This is a genomic window from Variovorax flavidus (genome assembly GCF_030317145.1).
Taxonomy (GTDB): Bacteria; Pseudomonadota; Gammaproteobacteria; order Burkholderiales; family Burkholderiaceae_C; genus Variovorax; species Variovorax flavidus.
Window position 1 is genome coordinate 55,402 of sequence record NZ_JASZYE010000012.1, and the last position, 19,316, is coordinate 74,717.

Here is a 19,316-nt window from a genome sequence, read left to right on the forward strand (position 1 = left end):
CATTGCGCGCACTTTCGCGCCACCTGTGGTTGGGCATTCTCTTCAGTAGCTCGGCCGTTTGCGCCCAGGATGCATCGCTTCCCGAGATCCAGGTTCGGGGACCGCGCGATGCCGCCATCGGAACAGCCGAAAGCGCCAGCGAAGGAGCGGCCGAACGCGAAGTCTTCCAGGCCAGGCCGAAGCTCCGGCCCGGCGACATCATCGAAGCAGTCCCTGGCGTGGTCGCGACCCAGCACTCCGGCGACGGCAAGGCGAACCAGTACTTCCTCCGGGGCTTCAACCTGGACCACGGCATCGACTTCTCGATGAAGGTCGACGGCATGCCCGTGAACATGCCGACGCATGGACACGGGCAAGGCTTTGCCGATCTCAACTTCCTCATCCCCGAACTGGTCTCCGGGGTGAGCTACCGCAAGGGTCCCTATTTCGCGGACAACGGCGACTTCTCGCTGGCGGGAAGCGCGACGCTCGACTACTTCAGCGTGCTCGACGCGCCTTTCGCGGAACTCACGCTCGGCTCCAACAACTACCGCCGGCTTCTGGCCGCAGGATCGCGTTCAGTACAGGATCAGACGTGGCTGGGTGCCGTCGAACTCGTCGGCAACGACGGCCCATGGGAGGTGCCCGAAAACCTCAGGAAGGCCAACGCGGTCCTGCGCTATTCGCAAGGATCCGCAACGCAGGGATTCGCCGTCACCGGGATGGCCTACAAGAGCCGCTGGACGGCGACCGATCAGGTGCCGCAGCGCGTCATCGACAGCGGCGAGCTGTCGCGCTTTGGCTCGCTCAACCCGACCGATGGGGGCGAGTCGCAACGCGTGAGCCTTTCGGGCAAGTGGTTCGACAAGAGCGCGGACGGCGAAACCCAGGTCAATGCGTACGCCATCGGCTATCGCTTCGACCTCTTCTCGGACTTCACCTATTTTCTCAACGATCCGGTCAATGGCGACCAGTTCGAGCAGACCGATCGGCGCAACGTGTTCGGCGCGCAAGCCTCGCACACGCGGCCCGACAAGATCGGCGGACTCGACGGCGCGCTGAGTTTCGGTGCGCAATGGCGCGGCGATCGAATCAACGAGGTGGGTCTCTACGACACACTGGCGCGCGAGCGCCTCGCCACCGTGCGCAACGACAAGGTGTCGCAAGACCTCTTCTCCGTCTACGCTCAACAGCTCGTCTATTTCAATGATCGCTGGCGCGGATACGTCGGCCTGCGCGGCGACGTGCTGCTCTACGACGTGCAGGGTCGCGAACCGGTCTACGGTGCGCTCAACAGCGGCAGCGGCCACGACACGCTCGTGAGCCCGAAGGCAGGGCTGGCTTTCACGCTGACACCCGCGAACGAGTTCTACCTCAACGCGGGCGGCGGCTTTCACAGCAACGACGTGCGGGGAGCGACCATCACGGTCGACCCGCAGACTGGCTTGCCGGCCGATCGCGTGCCGGCACTCGCCAAGGGCAAAGGCGCGGAACTGGGTTGGCGATTCCAGCCCAACGACGACCTGACGACCACGATCGCGCTGTGGGGCCTCAGGCTCGATTCCGAAGTGGTCTTCGTCGGCGATGCCGGCACGACGGAACCCGGCCGTGGCAGCGATCGCCGCGGCATCGAGGCGACGCTGCGATGGAAGATCAACGACGCGCTGCGCCTCGACGTGGACGCCGCCTTGTCCCGCGCGCGCTTCCGGGGCATTCCGCCGGAAGGGGAGGGGAACTATGTCGACAACGCCGTCGAACGCGTGATTGCCGCAGGCGTGACCTACATCGAAGGGCCGTGGACCGCATCACTGTGGCTGCGCCATCTTGGTCCTCGGGCGCTGGACACGCTCAACACCGTGCGTTCGAGTGCCAATACGCTGCTCAATCTTGGTGCGCGCTACGCGGTCAACAAGCACCTGACTCTCGGTCTGGACGTCTTCAACCTCGCGGGCAAGAAGGGGAACGACATCGAGTACTTCTATGCCTCCTGCACCGCCCGCGAAGTCGTCGCCGGCACATGCGGGGCAGGCATCGAGGACCGACATATTCACCCCATGGAGCCTCGGAGCGCGCGGTTCAGCGCGAAGTGGACTTTCTAGAACCGGCGGCTACTGCATGTGCGCCAGGTCGCGGACTTCCGACCGTATCGCGGCCGGATCCGCGCCATGCGGAGGAGGGCGCGCTGGCCAAGGGAGTTGCGACTCGAAACAAGGATCACCACGAAGCGCTTTGCGACCATTGAGAACTGTTTGAAACGAATGACAAGCGGTAGCGTAGAGGGGAGGAGGGCATCTCCGCAAGAGCGCTACAGCCTGAATGACAAGGAGACGCAAAGCTCAACGGTTCAGGCGGCTCGGCCGTCTTCCATCATGGACATTCGCCAGGGGAACATTCGATGAGCAAGGAATTGGACAGGCTGAAGCATCTCGTCGCCAAGATGCAGGTGCGCTACGGTGAAATCGATCCCGACGTGCAGCAGCTGGTCGAGGATGTGAATGCGCTCGAACAGCATGAAGCGCGGGAACACCGGGCTTTCGAAAATCAGGCGTCGCCGCCCCTAGGCAGCCGGGAACAGCGTTCGGGCATCGGCGCGGGCTCCTGGAGGAATTGATCAGGCCGGCGCTCGCATCCCGTACAGGCACCGGTCGTGCTTACTCTCAGCTACTTGTGAGCTACCGCCTTGCCCGAAGCGTCCTTGATCTCGCCCCATGAAGTCGCGATCACGCCCTTGACCTTGTCGGGCATCGGTACGTAATCGAGGTCGGCGGCGGTCTTGTCGCCGTTCCTGTATGCCCAGTCGAAGAACCTGAGCGTGGTAGTCGCTTGTGCAGGCTTGTCTTGCGCCTTGTGCATCAGGATGAACGTGGCGCCAGTGATCGGCCATGAATCTTTGCCCGGCTGGTCGGTTAGCACCTGGTAGAAGCTTTTCGACCAGTCAGCGCCTGCCGCGGCGGCCTTGAATGCTTCGTCGTCGGGAGAGACGAAGTTGCCGTCCTTGTTCTGCATCTGCGCGTAGGTCATCTTGTTCTGCTTCACGTAGGCGTATTCGACGTAGCCGATCGAGTTCGGCAGTCGGTTCACGAAGGCTGCGACGCCCTCATTGCCCTTGCCGCCGGCGCCTGCGGGCCAATTGACCGCGGTGCCGTCGCCGACCCTGCTTTTCCACTCGGGATTTGCCTTGCTCAGGAAGTTCGTGAACAGGAAGGTCGTGCCTGAACCGTCGGCGCGGCGCACTGGCGCGATGGTGGCATCCGGAAGTGCGAGCGAGCTGTTGAGGGCCTTGATCGCCGGGTCGTTCCACTTAGTGATCTTGCCGAGGTAGATGTCGCCGAGGACCGTACCGCTCAGCTTCAGTTCGCCGGGTTTGATGCCCTGGATGTTGACCACCGGGACCACGCCGCCGATGACAGTCGGGAACTGCATCAGGCCCTTGGCCTTCAGTTCGTCGTCGGTCAGGGGCATGTCGGAAGCGCCGAAGTCCACTGTCTTCGCCTCGATCTGCTTGATGCCCGCGCCGGAGCCGACGGACTGGTAGTTGATCTTGGCGCCGGAGGCCTTGTTGAAGTCCGAAGCCCACTTGGAGTACAGCGGTGCCGGGAAGCTGGCGCCAGCGCCGGTGGCTTCCTGAGCCAAGGCTGGAACTTGAATCAGAGCCGAGACGAAAATCGCCGCAGCTGTTGACTTGGTAAACGAAATCATGGTGGCTCCCTTTCGACGTGCTGATTCCGTATTCTTCAGCGCGCCTGTGGCAGAACTATGACGCTGTCGAGACCCCGCGAATTCCAAGGTCGGCGACCAGCATCGCATCCTGCGGCGACGTCAGTTCATTCTTCGTCGTGATCGCAGTCCAGGAACGTAGGGCGATCCCCGGAGTTCCAGTCCTTGCGATCGAATTTGGCTTTCGCTGATTGCGCTGTCGAGGGGATTCGGACGCAAGAACCGGAGTGCGCTTCTGATGCCCCCCGCCTAACGTTCGCCTTACCACTCTCGACACAAGGAGCTTTTCCATGACCATTGAGCAAGACAACAAGGCCATCGTCGGCCGCTGGTTCACCAACTTCTGGGGCAAGACCTGTGACCTCGGCATCGTCGACGAAATCGCCGCGCCCGACATGCTCTTGCACTATTCGCTGCATGAGCCGCGTCGCGGCCGCGAGGACATCAAGGCCTTCATGACGGATTTCCGCAAGGCATTTCCCGACCTCAACTTCTGGGGTGCCGCGGACCTGATTGCCGAAGGTGACTGCGTGGTCGGCCGCTGGGAGGGGGGCGGCACTCACACCGGCCCCGCGTTTGGCGACTTCCTGGTTGGCGGCCTGCCGGCGGCCACGGGCCGGAAGATGCATTTCACGGGAACGACGGTGCTGCGCTTGAAGGACGGAAAGATCGTCGAAGAGATCGGCCTGGATGACGGCGTCAAGGCGCTGACTCAGCTCGGCCTCATAAAGGCCGTCTGAAAAGGGAGGGGGGCGTGCGCCGCACTGCGGGCGGCCGTTACGTGTCCGCTCACAAGGAGCAAGAGATGTCCATCAATACGACCCAAACCAGTGCCTATGCGAAACTCGGCAACGCGTGGCTTCGCGATCAGACTGATCGACTCCACCAGAGGCATTTGCAGTTCCGGCGACACTTCCGTCTGGATTTCGACGTCCTTTTGGCGCGAGCAGCCAACCCGACCCAAGCGCCTCGACCGACCGAGTCGGTGACCGTGCGTCAGCGCGAGTCGAGAGATCCGATTCGGCGCACGAAGATCGAGGCCATCGATCACTGTGCGCAACTCGAGGCTCGTTACTCCGATCGCGTCGTAGAGGTACTCGCAGCGAGCCCTGCACCGGCTTAGGGTGCACGACGATGCTTGCCCATGCCCAACCGGGCCGGCTGCGCATCTTCGTCGCTGAGCGTGCTCAGAAAGGCGACGATAGCCTGCACCTCCGACTCGGTCAGAGCCGGCGCTTCGCCAGGCTTGCGGTCCATCGGCGGAGTGAGTTGATCGACATTGCCGCGATGTTCTGGCGGCAGGTCATCAAATCGCTCGACGCCTTTACCTTTGCTCGGATACCAGCGGGCCGCGTGCACGTCGCGTCCAGCATAGAAGCGCACGGCATCTGCCAAGTTCTCGAACACGCCGTTGTGCATGAACGTTGATCGCGTGGCCACATTGCGCAGGCTGGGCGTCTTGAACATGCCGCAGTATTTCTCGTCCGAACCTAGGCTGCCTGGCTTTCGCAGCGGGCCGCACAGGCCTTCGTCAAAAAAGTTCGGATCCGCATTCGCGGCCAGCTTGCGGTTGCGCGGCACGCCCAAGGCGGCAAAGGAATAGTCGGTGAGCAGCGGCGGCGCGCCATTGGCGCCCGGTGCCACGGTGTGGCACGAAGCGCAGTTCCCCTTTGCCGGATCGACGAATACGCGCAGGCCCCGTGCTTCTTGCTCACTCAATCGGGCTCGCCCTTTGAGGTAGTTGTCGAACTTGCTGGTGTAGGGCGCGAAGCTGGGATCGTCCAACTCGAAGCGTTCGAGCGCCGCTGCCAGTCCATCGACGGCTTTTACATCGTCCGCCAGCGCCGCAGCGCCGAACACGCGAGCGAACTGGTCCGCATAGGGCGCGGCGCGCAGCCGCGCGGCTAGTGCCGCATCGTCGCGATTGGCCATCTCTGCCGGATCGAACAATGGCGCGCGCGCCTGCTCGCGCAAGTTGTCGAAACGACCGTCGCGGGCAAACCCGCCAGTCGGGACCGAGTCGATCTCGATGGCGCGTTCAATCGGGTCGCGCTGATGTTCCTTGTACCAGACCGACGTGCGCGGCAGCACGTAGCGCAGCGAGGGAACGGTACGCAGGCCTAGGCGGTCCATGGACTCGCCGCCCGGCTGTATCGGACGACCGTCCGGCGGGCCATAGGCGTGCTCAGGGCTGTGGCAGCTGGCGCAAGACTGGCGTCCCGACGCGGAAAGAGATGCATCGACAAACATCTGGCGGCCCAGCGCGGCCATGGCCGCTCGGTCCTCTGCAGATGCTGGCCGTGTGGACTGCGGCTGTGCTTGTGCCGGCATCTGTGGTTGCGCCTGCGCCGCGGGTGGTGGCGAGGCGGGCTGCGGGGTCGGGCCGCAGGCAGCCAGGGCAATGAAAAGCGCCGCGCATGGCGCGGCGCTCAAAGCGAGTTGCTTTATCTTCAAGAGCGAATCACCGATCAGTCGGTCAGTTGGCGAAAACCTCGGGCGTGGCAAAGGAAGCCAAACCCGGCTGGTTCGCGTAGCCGAGGTACTCGGGCAGGTTGAAGATCTGCTCGATGCTGCGCAGCAGCGAGTAGTGATTGTGCGGTGTGTCGACCACCGTGCCGGCCTTGATGAACGGCGAGATCATCACCGCGCCGGTGCGGCCACCGCCCTGGGCAGGGAAGACCAGGTCGTATTGAGCCGTCGCCGAGACCGGGAACGTTTGCGTGTACGGATAGCTAACGTTCGGGCCGGCCGGCTGGCTGCAGCAGGCCTCGTCGCCGAAATTCACCGTGTAGTGCATCTTGCCGTCGCCGTCCGTGGTCACGACCACACCGCTGGCGGCGTTCTCGTCGAAGTTGATGATCAACAGGCCGTCCTTCTTGAACGCCGCGGATTCCATGATCTTCGGGACCCACACCTTCAGGAACGCGTCGATCTGCGTCAAGCCGCCCGGATTGCCATCGGCGCAGCGATGGGTGCCGTCCGAGGCGCCAACGCCGGTGCCATCGCCGTCGTGTCCGTCGTTGCAGACATTGGGCGTGATGAACGTGAAGTTCGGCGTGCTCTCGATCTTGGCCAAGTCGGCCTCAAGCTTGTCGAGGGCGACGACATTGGTGTCGCAGTCAGGCGAGTCGATGATCGAGTGGAAATACACGAATGGGTTGTGGCGCGACGCGTACTGATCGCCCTTGGGGACCGCAGCGCTGGGGGCCAGCTGCTTATTCGTCTGATCGGTGGTGCCAAGGACAGGATGCCCGCAGGTCGCGCTCTCGCGGGTTGGGTCATTGCCCATGTCTTCCATGTAGCCGCGCCAGGTCAGGCCCTTGGCCTTCAGCTGGTCCGGCAGGGTCTTGACCGACGCGGGATAGACGCAGCCGGTTCCGATGGGCAAGCCATCGGCGGTGGTGCCGGTCTGCACGAAGTCCTTGTATGTCGTGCAATCGCCGGTGGTCTCGGGCGTCACAGGCTGACCGCTGATCATCGCGATGTAGTTGGTCAGGCTCGCGTGGCCGGTGCCGAAATATTGCGTGAACAGCGCGCCCATCGAGGGCAGCGTCTTTTGCAGATACGGGTCTTGCGTGCTGCTGCCGAACGTGTCTGCGTAGCTCTTGTTTTCCAGGGTGATCACGAACACGTGCTTCACACGCTGCGCACCGGTCTCGGCGGGCGGTGTGACGGTGGTGTCGGGGGGCGGATTGGTGGCGGTCTGGGTGCCACTGGTGTTGAAGGCACTGCTGCTGTCGCCACCACCACAGGCGACGATAACCGCGGTCACCGTCACTGCAGCCAGGCTTGCGCCTATCCATTTCAGCCAACTCTTGTTGGTACGACTCATTCTTAAGTTCCTAGTTGTTTTCATCGAGTGCGTAGCGCTCGCCGCGCATAGCGGTGCAAGAGGCTATGACAGCCAGATGACGGTCGCGTGACGCAGACAGGCGAGATCGTCTTGCGAGGCCAGCCGCCTGTCGCTCGCGTGACAACGGGCGTTGGCCGCTAGAGAACCAGCACTTTTGTAGGTTGAAGTACCTTGAGGCGGACGCGCGCGGGGCAGCTGTTGCACATACGGTCGTCTTCGCAGGACACTGAGCTCGTCGGTTGGCATGAGGAGTCCGTTCACGGGCAGGGTGACGCACATGGAGGTCTTGAAGAAGAACTTCGATTACAAGGGACACGAGGTGGTCATCGTGACCAGACTCGATGGCGACGCATGGACTTGGCGATACACGATTGACGATCTGCAGTCGTTCGCAGCGGCCAACGTGGGCCACTGGACAGAAGCCGGCGCCTTGATGGAAGCGGCCGCGGATGCCAAGAAGCACATCGATGAAATGTCCGACGGGTCCGGCGGCAAGGGGGACTCCGGCCATGCCGCTTGAACCACTGGCCAGGCCTTGCCGCGCATCGGCGGTCGCAAGAGTGGAATCCCTGCCTTGTGCAGCGCGACTGTCATCCCATATGCGCTGAAGACGCCGACTCGATCTTCACCTCGGGAACCAGCGACGGCACGCGACTTATTAACGTCGTCGTCACTTTTCTCGCGAACAAGTCTGGTACGGCGCTTGCAGGAGACTGACATGCTGACGATCGACCAAAAGGAAAGAATTCTTCGCCAGGCAGGCGTCGCGGTTCCCGATTTTCCGCCGGGCCACGCAAGAACTGCTGCGCGAAATCCGGACGTGGGCGAGAAGGCCATGTCATCCAAGGCGCGAATGCCACCTGAGGCGCGTCAAGAGGCAGTCGCGCAATGGGCCGCGAGCATCGAAGCGCTGTACGTTGAGTACGTGGCCAAGCGCGCGGCAAAGAGTCTGCGCGATGCCGAGGATGCGCGCCGCCTGGGCATGCTTCGCGAGGCCGCGCAACGAGGTCCCGACCACTATTGATGCAGCGGGCGCGGCCAGACGGTGGAGCTTGCCGCCCCGACGTAGTTGCACACCTACCGCAACTTGGCCTTCGCGCTGCATTTTGAAGGGGCATCGCTTCACTTAGATTGCCGGAATGACCCCAAGAATCCGAAAGGGACAGGCGCCCGAAAGGCTGCACCGCGCCGAGTTCCATGATCGATTCATGCAGCCCTATCAGGATCCTGCCTTCAAGGCGGAATCCGAGGCGCTCAAGCGCATCGAGCTCATTGCCTGGGAGGCCTATGAGGAAGGGCGTAAAGCACCCGTCACGAGCAAGGCCGGACCGGGTTATGTGGACCCGGACTACGACCTTTCCGTCGACTGGATCGATGCCAGGGCGCGTATCGATGCAGCGCAGGCCCAGTGGAGCGAGCCAGAAACACGATCGCGCGTCCTACTGGTCAACGGATCGCCGCGCAACGATGGCACCTGTCCAGGAGAAATATCGAAGTCCTGGCGGCTGACCGAACTTGCGCGAGAAGTGCTTGTCGCCGCCGCCATTGAGGCGGACGTGTTGGACCTGAGTCTCGTCACGTCGGAATACGGCAAACAAATCCATCCCTGCAAGAGCTGCGTTTCGACCGCCATGCCGCTGTGTCACTGGCCCTGCAGCTGCTACCCCAATCATTCGCTGCGTCAAACCGGCGACTGGATGAACGAGATCTACGAGCGCTGGGTGGCGGCGCACGGCGTAATCTTGATCACACCCACGCACTGGTACCAGGCGACTAGTCCGCTCAAGCTCATGATCGATCGCCTTGTGTGCGCCGACGGCGGCAACCCTGATCCGACCAGCACACACGGCAAAAAGGTCGATGAGGCCAAGGCGCTTGAACTGGACGGCGACGGATGGAGCTTTCCCAAACACCTTGCCGGCCGTGTCTATGGCGTGCTGGTGCATGGTGATGTGGCAGGCATCGAAAGCCTGCGCCGCAACCTTTGCGATTGGCTCGATTGGATGGGCCTCGTCGACGCCGGCGTCCAAGCGCGGCTGGATCGCTACATCGGCTACTACGAGCCATACGCCACGAGTCACGACTCGCTCGACGAGGATGCCGACATGCAGGAGGAAACCCGCAATGTGGCGCGCGCCGTCGCCCGAGCAGTGGGTGATCTGCGAGCCGGAAAGCTCACTGTGCCGGACCGCGCATTGACGCGGCCGAGACCCAAGTAAGCCACTTTCTGCGGGGTGTTTCGTGTGCGACGGATTTGGTCGGTGGGGCCGCGCAGCGTTCGTGATTGGTTTCCCAACACGAACACGAGCGGATGCCGGCGAGCCCAGCACTAGGTTGAGGGCGAAGCACTTGCAGCACGGCTGTTGGGATGTTCTCGGGGTTGACTCTTGATTTCTCGTCGCTGCGGGAGGTCGCGGAGGCCGTCGCAGGCTGTGTGAGCGCATTGATCAGGGCGATCTCGACCCCCGTATCGACGAGGCGTCCAAAAAAGGGGCGAGATAGCGCGCCGTGAGACTTCTCGCCGTAGCCGCGACGTGGGAAGGCGTCCCAGCGACCACGACGCGACCACCTTCGTGTCCTGCACCCGGGCCCATGTCGATGACCCAATCGCATTCCGCCACCACGCGCATATCGTGTTCAACCACGATCACCGTGTTGCCTGCATCGACCAAGCCGTTGAGTTGCGCCATAAGCTTGTCAACATCCGCGGGATGCAGCCCGGTCGTGGGTTCATCAAGCACGTAGAGTCCGTTGCCGCGTTGCGCGCGCTGAAGTTCGGTGGCGAGCTTGATGCGTTGGGCCTCGCCGCCTGAAAGCTCCGTAGCCGGCTGGCCCAAGCGCAAGTAGCCAAGGCCGATCGCCTGCAAGAGCACCAACGGCCGCTCCACCGCGGCCTCGTTGACGAAAAAAGCGACTGCTTCGTCGACGGTCATGCCGAGAACTTCGGCAATGTTCTTTCCCCGCCAGTTGATGGCAAGCGTTTTCTCGTTGTAGCGTGCGCCGTGGCAGGTCGGGCACGGCGCATAAACGCTGGGCATGAACAGCATTTCCACGCTGACGAAGCCCTCGCCCTCGCAGGTTTCGCACCGGCCTTTGGGCACGTTGAACGAGAACCGACCTGCGTCAAAGCGCCGCGCCCTGGCCGAAGGGGTTATCGCGAACAACTTGCGCACATGATCGAAGAGCCCGGTATAGGTCGCGAGGTTCGAGCGCGGCGTGCGGCCGATAGGCTTCTGGTCGACATGCACCAGCCGGCGCAGCGATTCTGCGCCGGCAGCGATGTGGCCCGTGACCCGGTCCTTCGCTGTCGATTCGAGGTCGACTTCGTCGTCGTCCCGCGACGCATCTTGACCCAGATGCGCCGAGATTAGTTCGGTCAACGCCCGCGTCACCAGGCTTGACTTGCCGGAACCCGACACTCCGGTGACGCCGGTGAGGACGCCTAGCGGAAACTCGATGTCGAGCTGGTTCAGGTTGTTGCAGCGGACGTGTGCGAGGGCAAGCCAGCCGTCGGGCTTGCGCGGTCTCCGGGGCGGCATCGGTTCCGTATCGAACAGGTAGCGCGCGGTGTGCGAGCCTTTGATCGCGCGCAGCTCTTCGGGCGGGCCGCTGAACAGAACCTGGCCGCCTTTTTCTCCGGCGTCGGGGCCGACATCGATGAGCCAGTCGGCGCGTCGCATCAAGTCGAGGTCATGCTCTACTACAAACAACGAGTTGCCAGCGCTCTTGAGGCGGGCCAACGCTGACAACAGAGCTTCGCTGTCCGCAGGGTGCAGGCCGGCGGAGGGCTCGTCGAGCACGTAGACCACGCCGAAAAGATTCGAACGGATCTGCGTTGCCAGCCGCATCCGCTGGAGCTCGCCCGGCGACAGCGTTGGCGTGACCCGGTCGAGCGAAAGGTAGCCGAGTCCGAGGTCGAGCAAGGTCATGATGCGCTCGAGTACGTCATGTGCGAGACGTTGTGCTGCGATGCGCTTTTCCTCAGAGAGAGCCGGCGTACGACGCACATCGGGCGAGGCAAGATGGGCCGACCCACCCGCCGCCACGCGTTTCGCCGTGTCGCGCTTCGCAGCAGCACGGCTTAGCACTTTCGCGTCGGTTGCTTTGGAGAAGGAGCCACTTGCCGCAGGCGCCAGCACTCGAGCGAGTTCCGCGAGAGGCAGCTGTGACAGCGTCCCGATGTCATAGCCCGCAAAAGTTACGGACAAGGCCTCGCGCTTCAGCCGCCTGCCATTGCAGGTTAGGCAAACGCTCGGCTCCATGAACCGCGCGACGCGCATCTTCATGAGGTCGCTCTGGGTAGTGGCAAAGGTGTGAAGCACGTACTTCCGCGCGCCGGTGAACGTGCCCTGGTAGCTCGGCTCCATCTTGCTACGTAGCGCGGCCCGCGTTTCGGCGGGCGTGAAACCGGCGTATACGGGCACCGTTGGCTGCTCCTCGGTGAATAGGATCCAGTCACGTACCTTTTTCGGCAACTTTCGCCACGGTGTGTCGACGTCATGACCGAGCGTCACGAGAATGTCGCGCAGATTTTGTCCGTGCCACGCGGGCGGCCATGCCGCTATCGCGCGTTCGCGGATGGTCAGTGAGTCGTCCGGCACCATCGAGCGTTCCGTCACTTCGTAGGTCCGCCCCAGTCCGTGGCACGTCGGGCACGCCCCCTGCACGGTGTTAGGCGAGAAGTCCTCTGCATACAGCATCGGCTGCCGCGGCGGGTAGGTTCCGGCACGCGAATAGAGCATGCGCAGCGAACTTGAAATCGTCGTCACGCTCCCGACGGACGAGCGACTGCTGGGCGTGCCGCGTTGCTGCTGCAATGCCACGGCGGGCGGCAACCCTGTGATCGAGTCGAACTCCGGCACTCCGGCCTGGTCAATCAACCGGCGTGCGTAGGGTGCGACCGATTCGAGGTAGCGCCGTTGCGCTTCCGCGTAGAGCGTGCCAAAGGCGAGTGAGGATTTTCCCGAACCCGAAACGCCGCTAAACACGACCAGCGCGTCACGTGGCAGGTCGACGTCAACGCTTTTCAGGTTGTGCTCGCGCGCCCCACGTACACGCACGTACGCGTCTGGCCGTGTGACTGCCTCGCTGATTCGGGGATTGCTCATGGTACGACCACCTTGTCTGGGCTGCTTGCAGCTCCTAGGCCGTGAATCCTTGCATGGCTACGGAACCCGCGTTGTCAGTCGCCGCCGCGTCTACGCCGGCGACTCTCTTTCCAACGAGGCCGGCTGGCGATCCGAAGCCAGAAGTTCTGATCCGTCACGGACGGGTAAACCGCAAGGGCCTGAAGCGCGAGATGAGTAAGCGTTGCTCGACTGGAAAGCGACGGGAAGCTCTGCGTGAGTTGACCGCTGCCTCCAGCAAACCTCATACCCCGCAAGACAGAGTCCTCCCGGGCGTTGAGGGACGGCGCTTCACGCCTGTTACCACTCGATCGAGATCCAATGTCGTGAAGTAGGCCGAAGCATCGCTTCAAGTGTCCGCGGCTGAGCCCGGCACTGGATTGCTGATCTCGACCAGGTTGCCATCCGGGTCTCGGAAGTAGACGGATAGAAGCTTGCCTGTGGCTCCCTCGCGCTCGCCGGGGCCAGCGACGATCTCGATCCCCTGCGATCGAAGTTCCTCTGCAAATTTCACGACAGAGTCGGGCGTCAATACGCAAAAGTTTCCGCTGCCTGGTACGGTTGCGCGCGCAATGTCGGGGACTGAGCCAGCTTCTTGCAGGCTGATCTTGTTCGATCCGAAATGAAGGGACCACTTGCCGGGCCGTTCTTCCCGCGCCTCCATCCCGAGCAGGCGCTGGTAAAACTCAAGCGTCCGCTCCACGCGCGCGACACAGAGAACGATGTGATCCAGACCAGCAATTTTCATGGCTGCCCCTTTAAACGCGACGCGTCGCGCCGTCCATCGGCGTTACGTTTGTCCCATCTCGAGACATCTGAACTCGAGTTGGACGAGGTCCTCCTTGAAGGCGAACTCGCTCCGGAACCGGAGCGAACCGCCTGGGCGGTGATGGCCCTTATCGTGCTCCCGAGCCCTGAACTTCGCCCGCGTCCCGCATCGTAGTGAACTCGTTGACGTTCAGGAACTCGTAGTGCGGGGCCCGTCGGACGACTCGATCGACGCATTGTCCGTGGAGCTTCCCGTCCAAGGCGGTTTCACCAGGGACGACGGGTGTACGTCGCAAGGTGTTCTTCACCGAGGCTCTTGCGCGTGTCCGCGTGTGTATCCGTCGTCATTGCGTGGTTGAGACGTTTGGCAATCAACTTCACAAAGCCGACGTGAGCCTTGGCTCTATATCGGGCGTTGGGTAGAGGAAGGGGCGGCTTTCGTCCTTTACGGGAGTATCAATGAACTCGCTCGCTCTGCCTTCCTCTAGGCGGATGTCATCGTCGTCGCGTGGGTCGGCGTGGCCTGCGCGACGGCATCAGCCAGTGCGGACCAAGCCCAAGGTCGGTGGATCACTGCACGGCCACGCCAACTTTGTTCCGAGATGGCTCGAGACGAATTAGTTGAGCTTATGGCCCGACTGGCAACTGAAGGTTGCGCGCTTTCGATGAGCGACGCAATCTCATGTCTGGCCGAGATGCTTGCCAGGCTGCGTCCGACGCTCGAGAACGCCGACTACGACACGCTGCTTCTCATTGGTGCGGCCATCTGGCGATACGTACTACTCGAGGAGGCCCGCACCGCTCCAGGCCTTGGCTCGGGCGGCACAGGGTAGTGGTCCCTCGGACACGATCAGAAGAAGCAGAGCCTTGCACGATGGGCATCCAGTTTTCAGATCGACAGCATTGCGATGGTCCGTCATTGGCCGCATGCCGGGAGTCCAGACGACCATGTACGGAGAACCGCTAGCGCTTCGCTTCAGACTTAGAGGGCTGAGCCCGTGACCCTCGCCTTGCGAGCTATGGGGGTGAATGGAGTCGGATTCGGCAACCCCACGCCCTCTCGCTGTAGGACCCTCTCGAGCGATGTCGGGTCGGTCGATCCTGTGCCGTCGACGGCCTGCCCAGCACTCTCTCCATCTGGCGGACGTCATTGACGGTCCAGGCCAGGACTTTCAGGCCAAGCGCCTGAGCTTCCTGGACCAGCGAAGGTGAAAGCGGAGCATCAGAGATCCACTGCAGCTTCGGCCGCACTTTGTCGCGCCTTCCAGGAGCCGAGCAGCAGCACCTCCCCGGAATTTCCCACCGTCAGTTGCACATCCGGCGTTGTCCATGCCCGGCTGGGTCCTCGGTCCAAGGCGGGGCGCCCGTACTTCTGCGTGAGGGCCCGTTCGACATGCACCCAGTCACCGGGGTCCTTCATGTCGATCCAGACGCTCAAAAGCTTGCCACTCTCGATCCGAAGAAAGGTCGCCTGGATCGGCCGGGAGGCCAGCTTGCCTCCATGCTGGATGCACGAGAAGCCGCCATCGTTGCGGTATTTCTGCCATTGGACGGGGCAATCATCCATGGCCTGGCCGGGCGCAAATCCTTTCAGCGAGTACGGCCCTGCGGGAGCAGAGATGTTCACCAAGGACGAGGCGAAAGCGACGGCTGTGCCTAGCAAGCCTGCGCCGAGCACACCCCACCTGCAGCGAAGCAGTCCGGCGGAAGACGAAGTGCGGAGACGCGATTCCATAGGCCGCATGGTAGAGGCCAACTGCGCACCGGCAACAAAAACTCAGGGAAATGGCAATATTACCGGCCGGTTCCTTCCTGCCATCGTGTTTGATGATCTGCGAGCGACACGCCCGAAGCGTAGGCGTCGAAGGTGATCTATCGCGACGGAGCTGGACAATCGTGGGTGGACTTGTCGCGCGCCTGGGCTGCGCTGGCTCAAGGAGGCGCTTGACGGCGGCAGGACTCTTAAAGATCTGAGGCGCCAAACGTGAATCCGGGACGACCCGAGAAGCGTTCACATGGTCAGGCCAGACGGGTTGGGCGAACCTCTTTGTGGGTCCGCCCTACAGGCCGCAGGCGGCAATCTTCCAGCTCGCTCCGTGAGCCCAGAGGCATGAATTCAGAATCGGGCCGTTCCTACCGCGCTGTCTCTCACTTTGAATCGGTTTGCGCCTTCTTCGCGTCCGCTGCGGGGTGCCTTGGCTTGTTGTCCTTTGACATTGAATCCTTTCCGGTCGGATCGGCAGGCATTGCACTGGTTCCAGAGCCGAGACCGCTCCTTGTTGCTGGCAGCGTTTTGGGGCTTTGAATCCTTATAGCCGTTCACGGAAGGATTTTGTGGACTGGTTCCCTCGCTTCGCGGCGCTGTTTCGCTCGCGGCGGGCGCCCCGGTTCGACCAAATGCCAAGCCGCTACCAAGTAAGAGGACGGTCGCAAGGGCCAATGACGTCGATGAGCGCATGTGAGTCAGTCTCCTTGGCGGTGTCGAGACTACTTTTTGGCGCTGAGGACTTATTGCCTGCGTACTCGCCGATCCTCTCTATCTAAGGGCTTGCCCCTACGGGTCTGCTTCTCAACCGACGTGCCGAATCGGATCGATCGGTTCGGGACTCTGGGAATATCAACGCCGTCGTTCCGGACCACGCGCCTGCCCGACGGCGCCGCGGACCCGCTTTTCCACTTCAGCGCAATCACTGCTCTCGCCCGGACCCGTCTCGATGAGCGGCAGCAAAGCCGCCAGCGGGTTGAGAGTCGCCAAAGCAATCGCACCGCCTGCGCGCGCGAGAAGGGGGCCTTTCTCGACCTGGAACTCGGGATCCTTGAAGCTCCCATGCAGGCGCACGGGCGTGCGCAGGGAGAGAATGCCCACTTCCTTAGGCTTCGGCGCCACCGTCACCTCGAAGCGCTCACGCGCCAGATCGAACCACCCCTCGCCCAGAACCTGGGTCTGCTCGGTATCGATGACGAAAAGACTCGCGTCGCCGCGCCCGTGCTTGACGTCAAAGGCGACCCCGCCGCATCGCACGACGATGTCGTGATCGCCTCCGACGAGAAGTTGAAGTACCTTGCCGCCGTTGAGCCCGCTCAAGGCGTCCAGCAGATTGGAAACCTGGCCATTGACGATCGTGGCCGACATCTTCCCGTTGGCAACGGCCGCCGCGTCGGCGATTGAATTGCCGCGTCCCTGCAATTGAAGCCGTGCACCCAGTCGTCCCGCACCCTTGGCCAAGGTCTTCGAATCAGGTATCAAGCGGTCCACGTGCACGCTTTGCAAGTCGACCTGGACGTCGGATCGGATGATCGGCTCGCGCGCATCCAGCGTCACGCGTCCAGCGATCTTGCCGCCGGCGAATCCGAAATCCAGGCGCGGCATCTTCAGCACCGAATCATGCAAATGCAGCGTTGCATCGAGGCTTTCCAGTGGAAGCGCATCGGGTACAACCAGTTTGGCCGCGGTCAGCGTGACATCGGCATCGATTTTTTGCAGGCGACTGCCCTCGAACTGACCCGCGGGCAAGATGCGAGCGGGAGTTACGGCCTTGTCCTTCTGCTTTGCGGCAGGGCGGCTCGCGGTGTCCGACTGGGACAGGTTGGGCTTGCCGCCCGTTTGCTTCGTCTCGATGCCGATCAACGGGCCGAGATCCGCCATATTCAGGAGCTTGCTGTGCAGGTCGGCGGTTAGCAGTGGCCGCGGCTCTCGTTCTACATACGCCCCCTTGCCGGTCACATCGGTGGACCCGATCTTTCCGGAGAGATCGTCCATCGTGTAGCGGGGGCCGTTCTGTATCAGATGGCCCTGTAGCCGGTATGGCGGCGAGGCCGGCAGGGGCAGGAGCAGGAAGGGATAGAGATTGGCAAGTGTTCGTCCCTCAATGAGCAATCGGACGTCAATGGCCGAAATGTCTGCCGCATCGGCGATCGTCCCTTCGATTTCGACCTTCGTCGTACTGGCGTTCAGTCGGCCCTTGATCGGAAAGGGGACTCCCGACTCCTGAAAGCTCAGAACCTCGCCCGTGAGCGCCTGGCCGGAAAAGGTGGCATCGTGATACCTGCCGGCAAAGGCATATTCGGTTGAATAGCGCGCATTAACGGGCGGCGCATCCGCATCCTTGACCTTCTCCCGAGTTGTCTGATCGAATGTCGACGCGCGCACGTCCAGCTCGAAAGGCTCGCCGTGATCGATGTAGCGCAGTCGACCTTGGTCGACAGACAGTGTGCTGATGCGAAGCCTGCTCGGCTCGTCGCTCTCGGACGGCTTTGCAAGCGTCCAGTTGCGCCGGTCATCAGCGAGGCGTTCAAACACGAGGTCGGGTCGGGTGAGTGCCACGCGCGGCACCAGGATCTTGTCGGGGAGGTCGCGCAGAGACACTGAGAACTCGACCATCTCCGCCTGCGCCATGGCCTTGTCTGTTGCCCAAGGCGCATTTCCAAAATACACGTCTCGCATACGGATGGTTGGCGTCCAACCAAGCCGAACGTGCAGGTCAGACATCCGGAATTCGCGTTCCGTCTTGCGCGAGATGTAGCGCTCGATAGGCGGCCGGACCCAGTTCCAGTCGAAAAGCGCCAACACAAGTGTAAGGAGGGCGAGTGCCGCACCGGCAATGGCCCAGCCGCGATGGCGAGCTACGGCTGTTTTAGCGAACATCAGAACACCCTACGAAGCACCTGCCTGCAGGACAGGCAGCCTCATCCTCTCCTCTTGGAAATCCCGCGCAGTCGGTCGCCACGAAGGCGCAATGTGGGAATACGCCGCGGCTGCATCGGAAGCTGGTTCTTTGCAGATCCGGTGCGGAACGGAATCGGCGGCGTGAACCTCGGCGGGTCCGGACGGCATCCAAGCTGCAAGCGCTCGGAAGCTGAAGCTACCCAGCTGTCGATGCCAAGGTCCTACCGTCAGCGGAGCTTCCAGCCGTATGGCGCTCCTCGGAAGAGCGTCCTGCCCGAAGAGATTGCTCCTGATATTCCTCCGCCCGGCGGTCGGTTGGCATTCCCTCTTCATCGATGGAATGTGTCTCTTTTCCTCTGCCGCCATGTTTGGCGCGCGCTGCCAAGCGAACATAGAACTCGGCGACGTCTCTCAGATCCTGCTCGTCCAGGTCCTCGATCCCAATCATGCGATTGCTCGCCTGCTTGCTTGCAGCAAGCAGCTCGTTGAGCTTCAGATGCAACGCGATACTGTCCTTGTTCTGGCTCTGTTGGATCATGAATACCATCAAAAACGTGACGATGGTGGTGCCCGTGTTGATGACGAGTTGCCAGTTCTCGGAGTAGTCGAAGAAGTGCCCGAGCGCCGCCCAGACGGCTACGGATAACAAGGCGAGGGCGAACGCGACGGGGGATCCGGCCCAGCGGGTCACCCGCGAGGCGAAGCGATCGAAGCCCGTCAGGATTGCCGAGTGATTGGCATACGCCGCAGTGTTGGTCGTTGGCATCGAACCCAACGAGTCGTCTGCAGGCTCGCTGACCTTTGACATTTGCTGTCCCTTTTCAAGCTTGTAATGTGATGGCGAGAAAGTCCGATACGTGAGAGGAGAGTGGTTCGGGCGTGCCGATTGCGCTCGACCTAGGGGGTCACACTACCTTGCGGCATTCCTCTTTCGAAGATTTCATAGCCGCGTTCTTGGAAAAAGTCAGGGCTTTCATGACCTCTCCTGCGACGACGCAGCTTCCACACCGGAAGGCAGGGGGACTGTCGGTCTTCAATTGCCGTCGGAGTAGGAGTTCTCCCACTCTGGAGTGCCCGCGGCCGCACATAGAATCCGCCCACGCCGTCGGGCGACGCACGGCGCAGTACTCCCTTTGCCACAGGTGACACGTGCCCGATTTCAAAGTGCTCCGCGAGGCAGCGGCCCCTTTCCTCCATGGCGACACTG

The 19,316-nt window shown here is 62.3% G+C and carries 15 protein-coding genes; 7 read left to right on the plus strand and 8 right to left on the minus strand.

The window, feature by feature from the left end; translation table 11 throughout:
• Window positions 1-2: 2 nt before the first annotated feature.
• Together QTH90_RS28960 and QTH90_RS28965 are read left to right on the plus strand one after the other, a co-directional pair.
• Window positions 3-2,078 (plus strand): TonB-dependent receptor, encoded by a 2,076-nt coding sequence (locus QTH90_RS28960; protein WP_286668026.1) that lies wholly within the window; start codon window positions 3-5, stop codon window positions 2,076-2,078.
• A gap of 296 nt (window positions 2,079-2,374) precedes the next feature.
• Window positions 2,375-2,590, plus strand: a complete 216-nt coding sequence (locus tag QTH90_RS28965) for a hypothetical protein (protein ID WP_286668027.1) — start codon at window positions 2,375-2,377, stop codon at window positions 2,588-2,590.
• A gap of 50 nt (window positions 2,591-2,640) precedes the next feature.
• On the opposite strand, the gene pstS is transcribed toward QTH90_RS28965, so the two are convergent.
• Window positions 2,641-3,678: a phosphate ABC transporter substrate-binding protein PstS gene (pstS, locus tag QTH90_RS28970; protein ID WP_286668066.1), complete on the minus strand. Its 1,038-nt coding sequence runs from the start codon at window positions 3,676-3,678 to the stop codon at window positions 2,641-2,643.
• 308 nt (window positions 3,679-3,986) lie between these two features.
• Here pstS and QTH90_RS28975 point away from each other — a divergent pair, with 308 nt between their 5' ends.
• Together QTH90_RS28975 and QTH90_RS28980 are read left to right on the plus strand one after the other, a co-directional pair.
• The gene (locus tag QTH90_RS28975; RefSeq protein ID WP_286668028.1) at window positions 3,987-4,436 is read left to right on the plus strand and encodes an ester cyclase; all 450 of its coding nucleotides are present in this window, start codon (window positions 3,987-3,989) and stop codon (window positions 4,434-4,436) included.
• 65 nt (window positions 4,437-4,501) lie between these two features.
• On the plus strand, window positions 4,502-4,819 hold the full coding sequence (locus tag QTH90_RS28980) for a hypothetical protein (protein WP_286668029.1): 318 nt from the start codon (window positions 4,502-4,504) through the stop codon (window positions 4,817-4,819).
• Here QTH90_RS28980 and QTH90_RS28985 read toward each other — a convergent pair.
• Both QTH90_RS28985 and QTH90_RS28990 read right to left on the minus strand, forming a co-directional pair.
• Window positions 4,816-5,967, minus strand: coding sequence for a cytochrome-c peroxidase (locus tag QTH90_RS28985; protein ID WP_286668030.1), 1,152 nt, complete (start codon window positions 5,965-5,967; stop codon window positions 4,816-4,818). The two genes, QTH90_RS28980 and QTH90_RS28985, sit on opposite strands and share 4 nt — an antisense overlap.
• 205 nt (window positions 5,968-6,172) lie before the next feature.
• On the minus strand, window positions 6,173-7,528 hold the full coding sequence (locus QTH90_RS28990) for an alkaline phosphatase family protein (protein WP_286668031.1): 1,356 nt from the start codon (window positions 7,526-7,528) through the stop codon (window positions 6,173-6,175).
• Window positions 7,529-7,835: 307 nt separating this feature from the next.
• Between QTH90_RS28990 and QTH90_RS28995 the strand changes: the two genes are divergently transcribed.
• From QTH90_RS28995 to QTH90_RS29005, 3 genes are all read left to right on the plus strand, one after another.
• Window positions 7,836-8,069 carry a hypothetical protein gene (locus tag QTH90_RS28995; RefSeq protein WP_286668032.1) on the plus strand — a complete coding sequence of 78 codons (234 nt, stop codon included), beginning with the start codon at window positions 7,836-7,838 and terminating at the stop codon, window positions 8,067-8,069.
• Window positions 8,070-8,267: 198 nt separating this feature from the next.
• Window positions 8,268-8,573 (plus strand): hypothetical protein, encoded by a 306-nt coding sequence (locus QTH90_RS29000; RefSeq protein ID WP_286668033.1) that lies wholly within the window; start codon window positions 8,268-8,270, stop codon window positions 8,571-8,573.
• Window positions 8,574-8,688: 115 nt separating this feature from the next.
• Window positions 8,689-9,768: a flavodoxin family protein gene (locus QTH90_RS29005; protein WP_286668034.1), complete on the plus strand. Its 1,080-nt coding sequence runs from the start codon at window positions 8,689-8,691 to the stop codon at window positions 9,766-9,768.
• Window positions 9,769-9,996: 228 nt separating this feature from the next.
• On the opposite strand, the gene QTH90_RS29010 is transcribed toward QTH90_RS29005, so the two are convergent.
• The 5 genes from QTH90_RS29010 to QTH90_RS29030 form a co-directional block, all read right to left on the minus strand.
• A complete protein-coding gene (locus QTH90_RS29010; RefSeq protein WP_286668035.1) occupies window positions 9,997-12,657 on the minus strand; it encodes an excinuclease ABC subunit UvrA in 2,661 nt (886 codons plus the stop codon).
• Window positions 12,658-13,024: 367 nt separating this feature from the next.
• On the minus strand, window positions 13,025-13,423 hold the full coding sequence (locus QTH90_RS29015) for a VOC family protein (protein ID WP_286668036.1): 399 nt from the start codon (window positions 13,421-13,423) through the stop codon (window positions 13,025-13,027).
• A gap of 1,242 nt (window positions 13,424-14,665) precedes the next feature.
• Window positions 14,666-15,121 (minus strand): hypothetical protein, encoded by a 456-nt coding sequence (locus QTH90_RS29020; protein ID WP_286668037.1) that lies wholly within the window; start codon window positions 15,119-15,121, stop codon window positions 14,666-14,668.
• A gap of 939 nt (window positions 15,122-16,060) precedes the next feature.
• The gene (locus tag QTH90_RS29025; RefSeq protein WP_286668038.1) at window positions 16,061-18,088 is read right to left on the minus strand and encodes an AsmA family protein; all 2,028 of its coding nucleotides are present in this window, start codon (window positions 18,086-18,088) and stop codon (window positions 16,061-16,063) included.
• Window positions 18,089-18,305: 217 nt separating this feature from the next.
• Window positions 18,306-18,917 (minus strand): low affinity iron permease family protein, encoded by a 612-nt coding sequence (locus QTH90_RS29030; protein ID WP_444814777.1) that lies wholly within the window; start codon window positions 18,915-18,917, stop codon window positions 18,306-18,308.
• Window positions 18,918-19,316: the final 399 nt, after the last annotated feature.

Bases quoted from the DNA above. Each gene is read 5' to 3' on its own strand.
- QTH90_RS28965 (WP_286668027.1), top strand. From the start codon at position 2,375: ATGAGCAAGGAATTGGACAGGCTGAAGCATCTCGTCGCCAAGATGCAG.
- pstS (WP_286668066.1), bottom strand. From the start codon at position 3,678: ATGATTTCGTTTACCAAGTCAACAGCTGCGGCGATTTTCGTCTCGGCT.
- QTH90_RS28975 (WP_286668028.1), top strand. From the start codon at position 3,987: ATGACCATTGAGCAAGACAACAAGGCCATCGTCGGCCGCTGGTTCACC.
- QTH90_RS28980 (WP_286668029.1), top strand. From the start codon at position 4,502: ATGTCCATCAATACGACCCAAACCAGTGCCTATGCGAAACTCGGCAAC.
- QTH90_RS28985 (WP_286668030.1), bottom strand. From the start codon at position 5,967: ATGGCCGCGCTGGGCCGCCAGATGTTTGTCGATGCATCTCTTTCCGCG.
- QTH90_RS28990 (WP_286668031.1), bottom strand. From the start codon at position 7,528: ATGAGTCGTACCAACAAGAGTTGGCTGAAATGGATAGGCGCAAGCCTG.
- QTH90_RS29000 (WP_286668033.1), top strand. From the start codon at position 8,268: ATGCTGACGATCGACCAAAAGGAAAGAATTCTTCGCCAGGCAGGCGTC.
- QTH90_RS29005 (WP_286668034.1), top strand. From the start codon at position 8,689: ATGACCCCAAGAATCCGAAAGGGACAGGCGCCCGAAAGGCTGCACCGC.
- QTH90_RS29010 (WP_286668035.1), bottom strand. From the start codon at position 12,657: ATGAGCAATCCCCGAATCAGCGAGGCAGTCACACGGCCAGACGCGTAC.
- QTH90_RS29015 (WP_286668036.1), bottom strand. From the start codon at position 13,423: ATGAAAATTGCTGGTCTGGATCACATCGTTCTCTGTGTCGCGCGCGTG.
- QTH90_RS29025 (WP_286668038.1), bottom strand. From the start codon at position 18,088: ATGTTCGCTAAAACAGCCGTAGCTCGCCATCGCGGCTGGGCCATTGCC.
- QTH90_RS29030 (WP_444814777.1), bottom strand. From the start codon at position 18,917: ATGTCAAAGGTCAGCGAGCCTGCAGACGACTCGTTGGGTTCGATGCCA.